Raw genomic sequence first — 8,325 nt, forward strand, 5'->3', positions numbered from 1 at the left:
AACCAAAGAAGAGGGGGCCTTCTCATGAGCGGCGGGCCCTATGACGACCGTGGCAACCAGGACGCCACCATCACCAACCCGCGCGGCATGGGCGAGGACGATCCGGTGCATGCGGGCGGGCACGAGCACCCTGCCCCCGGCGGGCCCTTCCTGATCGGCGAGGCGATGACCGGCGGCTATGGCCGCGGCGCGGATATCCTGCATTCCTGCACCATCGCGGTGGATCGCGGCGAGATCGCCGTCATCGTGGGCCCCAACGGCGCCGGCAAGTCGACCGCGATGAAGGCGGTCTTCGGCATGCTGAACCTGCGCGAGGGCATGGTGCGGCTCGACGGCGAGGACATCACCGAGCTGACGCCGCAGGCGCGGGTGCAGAAGGGCATGGGCTTTGTGCCACAGACCCACAACATCTTCACCTCGATGACCGTGGAGGAAAACCTCGAGATGGGCGCCTTCATCCGGCGCGACGACATCTCGGGCACCATGGAGCAGGTCTTTGAGCTGTTCCCGATCCTCAAGGACAAGCGCAAGCAGGCGGCGGGTGAGCTCTCGGGCGGCCAGCGTCAGCAGGTGGCCGTGGGCCGGGCGCTGATGACCAAGCCCAAGGTCTTGATGCTCGACGAGCCCACTGCCGGGGTCAGCCCGATCGTCATGGACGAGCTCTTCGACCGCATCATCAAGGTCGCCCGCACCGGGCTGCCGGTGCTGATGGTCGAGCAGAACGCGCGCCAGGCGCTGGCCATCGCCGACAAGGGCTACGTGCTGGTGCAGGGGCGCAACGCCCATACCGGCACCGGCAAGGCGCTGCTCGCGGATGACGAGGTCCGCCGCAGCTTCCTGGGGGGCTGAGCCATGGCCTGCCCTGATACAAGACACACCGGGGAGCACCCGTGATGGATTTTCTCAACGCGTTGGTCGCGCTGGCCAATTTCGTTTTCATCCCCGCCATTGCCTATGGCAGCCAGCTGGCGCTCGGCGCGCTTGGCGTGACGCTGATCTACGGTATCCTGCGGTTTTCCAACTTTGCCCATGGCGACACCATGGCGATCGGCACCATGTTCACCATCCTGGTGACCTGGGGGCTGCAGGCGATGGGCGTGAGCTTCGGCCCGCTGCCCACGGCGCTGCTGGCGATCCCCTTCGGCATCGTGCTGACCTCGCTTTTGGTGCTGGGCACCGACCGGTTGGTCTATCGCTTCTACCGCGAGCAGAAGGCCAAGCCGGTGATCCTGGTGATCGTCTCGATGGGGGTGATGTTCATCTATAACGGCCTCACCCGCCTTATCATCGGCCCCGGCGACCAGAACTTCGCCGATGGCGAGCGCTTCCTGATCTCGGCCCGCGAGTTCAAGGCGATGACCGGGCTCGACGAGGGGCTGGCGCTGAAATCGACGCAGGCGATCACCGTGGTAGTGGCGATCCTCGTGGTGGCGCTGCTGTTCTGGTTCCTCAACCACACCCGCACCGGAAAATCCATGCGCGCCTATTCCGACAACGAGGACCTGGCGCTGCTCTCGGGCATCAATCCCGAGCGCGTGGTCATGGTCACCTGGATCATCGTCGCGGCGCTCGCGGTGGTGGCGGGGACGCTCTACGGGCTCGACAAGAGTTTCAAGCCCTTCACCTATTTTCAGATCCTGCTGCCGATCTTCGCAAGCGCCATCGTCGGCGGGCTGGGCTCGCCGCTCGGTGCCATTGCTGGCGGCTTCATCATCGCCTTCTCCGAGGTCGGCATCACCTATGCCTGGAAGAAGGTGCTCACTTACCTGCTGCCCGAAAGCCTCGAGCCCTCGGGGCTCGTGCAGCTCCTGTCCACCGACTACAAGTTCGCCGTCAGCTTCGTGATCCTGATCATCGTGCTGCTGTTCCGGCCGACGGGTCTGTTCAAGGGGAAATCGGTATGAGGACGCTCGCTCTCTTCGCGCTGGTCGCGGCGCTGATCCTCGGCACCGGGTTTCTGCAGAGCTGGAACTCCGCGCTGATCATCCTCAACATGGGGCTGGTGAGCGCCATCATGGCGCTTGGCGTCAACCTGCAATGGGGCCTCGCGGGGCTGTTCAATGTCGGCGTCATGGGCTTCGTGGCGCTTGGCGGGCTGGCGGTGGTGCTGACCGCGGTGGCGCCGGTCCCCGAGGCCTGGTCCGCCGGCGGCTGGCGGGTGATCGGCGGCATCGTCTTTGCGCTTGCCGCCATCACGGGCGCGGTCTTTGCCTGGAAGCGGCTGCCGCGCAAGACGCGCGGCTGGGCGGTCGCCGCCATCGCCGTGGGCGGGTTCTTCCTCTACCGCGCCATCCTCGACCCGGCGGTTTCGGCCATCGAATCCGTCGATCCCGCCGCCACCGGCTTCCTCGGCGGGCTTGGCCTGCCGGTGCTGCTGGCCTGGCCGGTGGGCGGGCTGCTCGCCGCGGGCGTGGCCTGGGTGATCGGCAAGACCGCGCTGGGGCTGCGCTCGGACTACCTCGCCATCGCGACGCTGGGCATCGCCGAGATCATCATCGCGCTGATGAAGAACGAGGACTGGCTGACCCGCGGCGTCAAGAACGTCATCGGCCTGCCGCGCCCCGTTCCCTACGAGATCGACCTGCAGAACGACCCGGGCTTTGTCGAGACCGCCGCAAGCCTCGGGCTCGACCCGACCACCGCCTCGACGATCTACGTCAAGCTCGGCTACTCGGTGCTCTTCGCCGTGGTGCTGGTGGTGCTCCTGGTGCTGGCGCAGCTGGCGCTGAATTCGCCCTGGGGGCGGATGATGCGGGCGGTGCGCGACAACGAGGAGGCCGCCGAGGCGATGGGCAAGGATGTCACCGCGCGGCACCTGCAGATCTTCATCCTGGGCTCGGCGCTCTGCGGCATCGCCGGCGCCATGATGACGACGCTCGACGGCCAGCTCACCCCGTCGAGCTACCAGCCCTTGCGCTACACCTTCCTGATCTGGGTGATGGTCATCGTCGGCGGCTCGGGGAACAATCTCGGCGCGGTGCTGGGCGGGTTCCTGATCTGGTTCCTCTGGGTCCAGGTCGAGCCGATGGGCCAGTGGTTCATGGGCGTGATCACCGCCGGCATGGCGGATGGCTCGGCGCTCAAGGCGCATCTGCTGGGCAGCGTGCAGCACATGCGGCTGCTGACCATGGGCGTGATCCTTCTGCTGGTGCTGCGCTTCGCGCCACGGGGTCTTTTGCCCGAGCGCTGATAATCAGGTCTTAACGTCTTGCGCCTCATGCTGGCCCCGGTTGCAGAACCGGGGCCTTTTCCTTCGCGGCGACCTGCGGGGATCCGCCGCTTTGGCGGGGCACCCGAATTTGGATGGAACAGAGACCGATAGCGGACGTTTGCCCGACATGAGACAGATGGAATGGACCCGTATCACCCGGAACTGGAACCAGGCCGCCGCGCGGCTCAAGCGGCGCTTCCCGCTGGTCGATGGCGCCGAGCTGAGCGCTGCGCCGCCGCAGGTCGAGGAGGTCGCACGCCACGTCGCGCATCGCCATGACCTGACGCTGGCCGAGGCGCGGCGCGAGGTCGAGGACCTGCTGTTCCCCGAGCGCCTGCCAGAGCAGATCCAGCGCGCTGCGGGCTGAGCAGGAAAAGCGGCAGGGCGGCGGGAACCGGGCACGCCCACGCGGCGTTTCGGCGGCAGATGCTGGAGGACTGCGCGATGCTCACCTTTCTCTTTCGCCCCAAGCCGATCACCGTTGCCCAACCCGAGGTAGAGCGCCGCGCAGACCCGGCGCGCACCGCGCCCGAGCCGCTGCCCGAGGATCTCGCCTATTGGTGCGCCGAGGATGAGCTGGCCCGCCTTGCGGCCCTCGCGCGCGACGGCTGACACCGCCTGCCGGCGCGGTCGAGGAAGCCCGCCCTCAGACGCGCTCCGGTCACGCGTGTACGGCGCTTAGCCCAGCGAGGTGACCCAGAGGATCGTCGCGTCCTCAGGGCTGACCGAGACCACGTTATGGCCCATGCTGGCGTCGTAATAGGCGCTGTCGCCGCGGCGCATCTCGATGGGCTCGTAGAACTCGGTGTAAAGCGTAACGATCCCGGTGAGCACGTAGAGGAATTCCTCGCCATCATGGCGCACCCAGCCGTCGAACTCGTCCATGCTGCGGGCGCGCACCCGGGCGCGGTAGGGCAGCATCTTCTTCTTGGTCAGGCTTTCCGCCAGCAGCTCGTGCTCGTAGGTCACAGTCGCCTGGTGCAGTCCCTGCCCCTCGCGCGTGTGCACCATGCGCCCCGAGACCTGCTCCTTCTTCGGCGGCGTGAAGAGCTGCGGCACGCCGATCCCCAGACCCACCGCCAGCTTCTTCAGCGCGTCGTAGGTCGGCGACATCTGCCCGTTCTCGATCTTCGACAGCGTCGAACGCGCCAGCCCGGCCTCGCGGGCCGCCTGCTCCAGCGTCCAGTCCCGCGCCTTGCGCAGCTCGCGCACGCGCGCACCAAGGTCGAGCGGTTCGGCCGAGGCCTCTTCGCCATTTTCCCGCGCCAGGCGGATCAGGGTCTTCGGGTCGCGCGTCATGCGCCCTGCTATAGGGCCGCCACGGGAGCCTTGCAACAAATCCGGAGCGGGCCTAAGCCAATGCCATGGTCTCGCTTTTCGACGAAGGCGCCTTTGCGCCCTGCCCCGCGCCGTTCAACCTCGCCGCCCACGTGCTGGAGGCGGGCAGCGCCACACCCGACAAGATCGCCCTCGCCATCGTCAAGCCGACAGGCGCATCGCGCTGGTCCTACGGGCGGCTCATCGCCGCCGTGCGCGGTACCGCCACCGGGCTGCTCGAAGCCGGGCTTGCCCCCGGGGACATCGTGCTCATGCGGCTCGGCAACACAGTTGATTTCCCGATCGCCTATCTCGGCGCCATCGCCGCCGGGCTGGTGCCGGTGCCGACCTCCTCGCAGCTGACCGAGCGCGAGGTGGCGCCGATGCTCGCGCAGCTGAACCCTGCCGCCATCCTGCGCGGCGACGGCATCGCTTGCCCAGAGACGACGATCCCGGTTATCGGCCCCGAGGTCTTCGAGGCCTGGCACGACCTGCCGCCCGCGCCCTGGCACATGGGCGATCCCGAGCGGCTGGCCTATATCATCTACACCTCCGGCACCTCCGGGTTTCCGCGCGCCGTGGGCCATGCCCACCGGGCGATCTGGGCCCGGCAGATGATGATGGAGGGCTGGTACGGGCTGCACCCGAACGACCGTCTCCTGCATGCCGGCGCCTTCAACTGGACCTACACGCTGGGCACGGGGCTGATGGATCCCTGGACCATGGGCGCCACCGCGCTGATCCCGGCGGCGGGCACCGATCCGGCGCAGCTTCCCTTGCTGCTCAAGCGCAACGACGCGACGATCTTCGCCGCCGCCCCCGGCGTCTATCGCAAGCTCCTGAAGATCCCGCTGCCGCCGATGCCGCGTTTGCGTCACGGGCTGGCCGCGGGCGAGAAGCTCACCGCCGCCACCCGCGATGCCTGGCGCGCTGCCACCGGCAACGAGATCTACGAGGCCTTCGGCATGTCCGAATGCTCGACCTTCATCTCCTCGGCGCCCGCGCATCCCTGCGATGCCGACACGCTGGGCCGCCCGCAGGCCGGGCGCCGCGTGGCGATCCTGGGCGAGGATGGCGCGCCGGTGCCTCTGGGTGAGCCCGGCACAATCGCCGTGCACCGCTCAGATCCAGGGTTGATGCTGGGCTATGTCGGCGCGCCCGAGGACACCGAAGCGCGGTTCCAGGGCGACTGGTTCCTGACCGGCGATCAGGGCAGCATGGATGAGAACGGCCAGATCCGCTATCTCGGGCGCGGCGACGACATGATGAACGCCGGCGGCTACCGGGTCTCTCCGATCGAGGTCGAGGCCGCTCTGGCGGACCTGCCCGGCATCACCGAGATCGGCGTCACCGACGTGGCGGTCAAGGAGGGCGTGCATGTCATCGCGGCCTTCTACGTAGCCGAGACAGAGCTTGACGAGGACATGCTCGCCGCCCGCGCCGCCGAGCGTCTGGCGCGCTACAAGCAGCCGCGCGCCTTCGTGCGAGTGGATGCGCTGCCGCGCAACGCCAACGGCAAGCTGATCCGCAAGGCGCTGAAAGACCAAGCGATTTCCTGAGCCTTCCAGCTCAGGCCGAGACCAGCACCACGAAGAGCCCGACCGTCACCGCGCCCAGCAGCGTGGCCAGCACCAGCGCGGAGGAAGCAAGCTTTTCGGCACGGTACTTGGCGGCGAAGATCACCGACAGGCTGAACATCGGCATGGCGGCGAAAAGCGTGGCGCCCAGCACCTCCTCGCGCGCCAAGCCCGGCAGCAGCGACAGCGCCGTGAAGGTCAGCGCCGGGTGCAACAGCAGCTTCATCCCGGCCAGCAGGAAGACCGGCGGGTCGACCTCGTGCAGCTTCGACTGCGCCACGTTGCCACCGACAAGAAAGAGCGAGACCAGCGGCGCCGCGGCCACGATCATCATCCGCGTCTTCTCCAGAGGCGCGGCCAGCGCCAGCCCGGTGGCGCCGAAGGCCAGCCCCGCCAGCAGCCCCATCACCGTGGGGTTCTGCAGCGTCGTTTTCACGGTGTGCCGTACCGCCTGCGCCGGCGGCAGCGCGTGCTGGCGGCTCAGCACATCGCCCAGCGTGAGCGTCAGAGGGATGACGATCATGTTCTCGACCACGATGATCCACGCAAACAGCCGGTCCGCCACCTCGGGAAAGACGATCATGGTGATCGGATAGCCCAGAAACACCGAGTTCGGCGTGGTTGCCCCGAGCGCCACAACCCAGCTCTGCCCCGGCCCCTGCCCGAAGACCCGGCGCAGGATCTCGCGCGTCAGAGCCAGCGTGGCGAGCGAGGCGGCGGCATAGGCGAGGATGAAGCCCCAGTTGAACGCGGTCAGATCGCCGGCATTGGCCACCGCCGAGAAGATCAGCACCGGCACGCAGACGATCAGCATGAAGCGGCTGAGCTGGGGCAGCGCCTCGGGCGACACCAGCCTTGTCTTGATAACGCCGAATCCAAGCAGGATCAGCAGGTAGATCGGCAACAGCGTGAGGAGAGGTGCGAACATGAAACGCCTTTTTGTATGCGCACTTTCTATCCGCTGCTTGCCACGATGCAAAGACGTGGCCTTCCCGGAGCGCCGATCACAGCAAACTGGACGCAGGCAACGCTCAGCGCTTAGGCTCGAAGGGTATTAACTGCACCGGGGCGCACGCTCCGCGCGAAACCGACTTTTTCATTTTGGGGAATTGCCATGAAACATGCTCTGACGGCGCTCGCGGTTTGCCTATTCGCCGCCGCGGGATCCGCCTCTGCCCAGTCCTGCTCCGAGATCCGCTTTGCCCGCGGGGCCTCGTCCGGCGAGGTCTCGGGCCGGGTCACCGACAACGCGCCGCTCTGCTTTGCCTTCGGCACCGGCGCGGGCCAGACCGCGCGGCTGCAGCTCTTCGGCAGCGACAACACCTGCTTCACCATCCCCGGCGTGAGCGACTGCCAGCAGGATTTCAGCTTCCGCACCAGCGCCGGCAGCTACCGGGTCAATGTCTTCCAGCTGTTCCGGGCGCCCGCCTACGAGCAGTTCACCCTGCGGCTCTCGATCCGCTAAGCCGCGAGATACAAAAGAAAAAATGGCCCCGCAAAGGGGGCCCTTCAAAGGTTCGCTGACGGGGCTCGGTATTTCTTACCGCTCGTCGTCTTCTGCCTGCGGCCCCGCCCGCGCAGGGTGACCGCGGCCACCCCAGATTTCCGGCAGGGCACATGCGCGCCCTGCCCCGTTTCCTCAGCTGCAGCCGCTGGTCGAGCCGCAGGTGTTGCACTTCATGCAGGTGCCGTTGCGCACCAGCGTGTAGTTGCCGCATTCGCCACACGGATCGCCCTCGTAGCCCTGCATCCGGGCCTTGGCGCGGGCATCCATCGCCACCGCCGAGGTCGAGGTGCTGAGCGTCGCGACGGTGCTCTGCACCGCCTCGGCGCTCACCGCGCCATGCGAGGCCACCGGGCCGGTGCCAGTGCGCTGGCCGCCCTGCAGCACCACCAGCTCCTGCGGCAGGCGCTTGCGGAGATAGCCGGTCGAGGAAATTTGCTTGAGCATCTCCAGCGAGCGCGCCGCGGTGTTTTCAGACAGCTCCTCGACATTCGACACGCTCTCTTCCTCGCCGCGGCCGAGATCGTCGAAGGTCGCCCCCGAGGGCTTCACATGCGCCAGATCGGTGCGGTCGAGATAGGAGACCGCCAGCTCGCGGAAGATGTAGTCGAGGATCGAGGTGGCGTTCTTGATGCTGTCATTGCCCTGCACCATGCCCGCGGGCTCGAACTTGGTGAAGGTGAAGGCGTCGACGAACTCCTCCAGCGGCACGCCGT

9 protein-coding genes and 1 pseudogene are annotated in these 8,325 nt (G+C 67.4%); 7 read left to right on the plus strand and 3 right to left on the minus strand.

The annotated features are described in order from the left end of the window. Positions 1-24 precede the first annotated feature (24 nt). From AC6RA4_RS16655 to AC6RA4_RS16675, 5 genes are all read left to right on the plus strand, one after another. A complete protein-coding gene (locus AC6RA4_RS16655) occupies positions 25-849 on the plus strand; it encodes an ABC transporter ATP-binding protein (RefSeq protein WP_500162249.1) in 825 nt (274 codons plus the stop codon). Positions 850-893: 44 nt separating this feature from the next. Further along, entirely contained in the window at positions 894-1,904 is a 1,011-nt protein-coding gene (locus tag AC6RA4_RS16660; protein WP_500162250.1) for a branched-chain amino acid ABC transporter permease, read from the plus strand. Then, positions 1,901-3,190: a branched-chain amino acid ABC transporter permease gene (locus tag AC6RA4_RS16665; RefSeq protein ID WP_500162252.1), complete on the plus strand. Its 1,290-nt coding sequence runs from the start codon at positions 1,901-1,903 to the stop codon at positions 3,188-3,190. The genes AC6RA4_RS16660 and AC6RA4_RS16665 overlap by 4 nt, the downstream gene beginning before the upstream one ends. A gap of 148 nt (positions 3,191-3,338) precedes the next feature. Beyond that, positions 3,339-3,578: a hypothetical protein gene (locus AC6RA4_RS16670; protein WP_500162254.1), complete on the plus strand. Its 240-nt coding sequence runs from the start codon at positions 3,339-3,341 to the stop codon at positions 3,576-3,578. Positions 3,579-3,655: 77 nt separating this feature from the next. Next, entirely contained in the window at positions 3,656-3,823 is a 168-nt protein-coding gene (locus AC6RA4_RS16675) for a hypothetical protein (RefSeq protein ID WP_500162256.1), read from the plus strand. Positions 3,824-3,889: 66 nt separating this feature from the next. Here AC6RA4_RS16675 and AC6RA4_RS16680 read toward each other — a convergent pair whose 3' ends face one another. After that, on the minus strand, positions 3,890-4,510 hold the full coding sequence (locus tag AC6RA4_RS16680) for a helix-turn-helix domain-containing protein (RefSeq protein ID WP_500162258.1): 621 nt from the start codon (positions 4,508-4,510) through the stop codon (positions 3,890-3,892). A 65-nt stretch (positions 4,511-4,575) separates the two neighbouring features. On the opposite strand from AC6RA4_RS16680, the gene AC6RA4_RS16685 reads away from it, so the two are divergent. Beyond that, positions 4,576-6,087 (plus strand): class I adenylate-forming enzyme family protein, encoded by a 1,512-nt coding sequence (locus AC6RA4_RS16685; protein WP_500162260.1) that lies wholly within the window; start codon positions 4,576-4,578, stop codon positions 6,085-6,087. Positions 6,088-6,097: 10 nt separating this feature from the next. Here the strand turns inward: AC6RA4_RS16685 and AC6RA4_RS16690 are convergent, their stop codons facing one another. After that, on the minus strand, positions 6,098-7,033 hold the full coding sequence (locus AC6RA4_RS16690; RefSeq protein ID WP_500162261.1) for an AEC family transporter: 936 nt from the start codon (positions 7,031-7,033) through the stop codon (positions 6,098-6,100). 186 nt (positions 7,034-7,219) lie between these two features. On the opposite strand from AC6RA4_RS16690, the gene AC6RA4_RS16695 reads away from it, so the two are divergent. Further along, on the plus strand, positions 7,220-7,570 hold the full coding sequence (locus tag AC6RA4_RS16695; RefSeq protein ID WP_500162263.1) for a hypothetical protein: 351 nt from the start codon (positions 7,220-7,222) through the stop codon (positions 7,568-7,570). A 174-nt stretch (positions 7,571-7,744) separates the two neighbouring features. Here AC6RA4_RS16695 and AC6RA4_RS16700 read toward each other — a convergent pair. After that, positions 7,745-8,325: pseudogene (locus tag AC6RA4_RS16700) on the minus strand (vitamin B12-dependent ribonucleotide reductase); the annotation flags it as partial.

It is taken from the genome of Salipiger sp. (genome assembly GCF_059781815.1).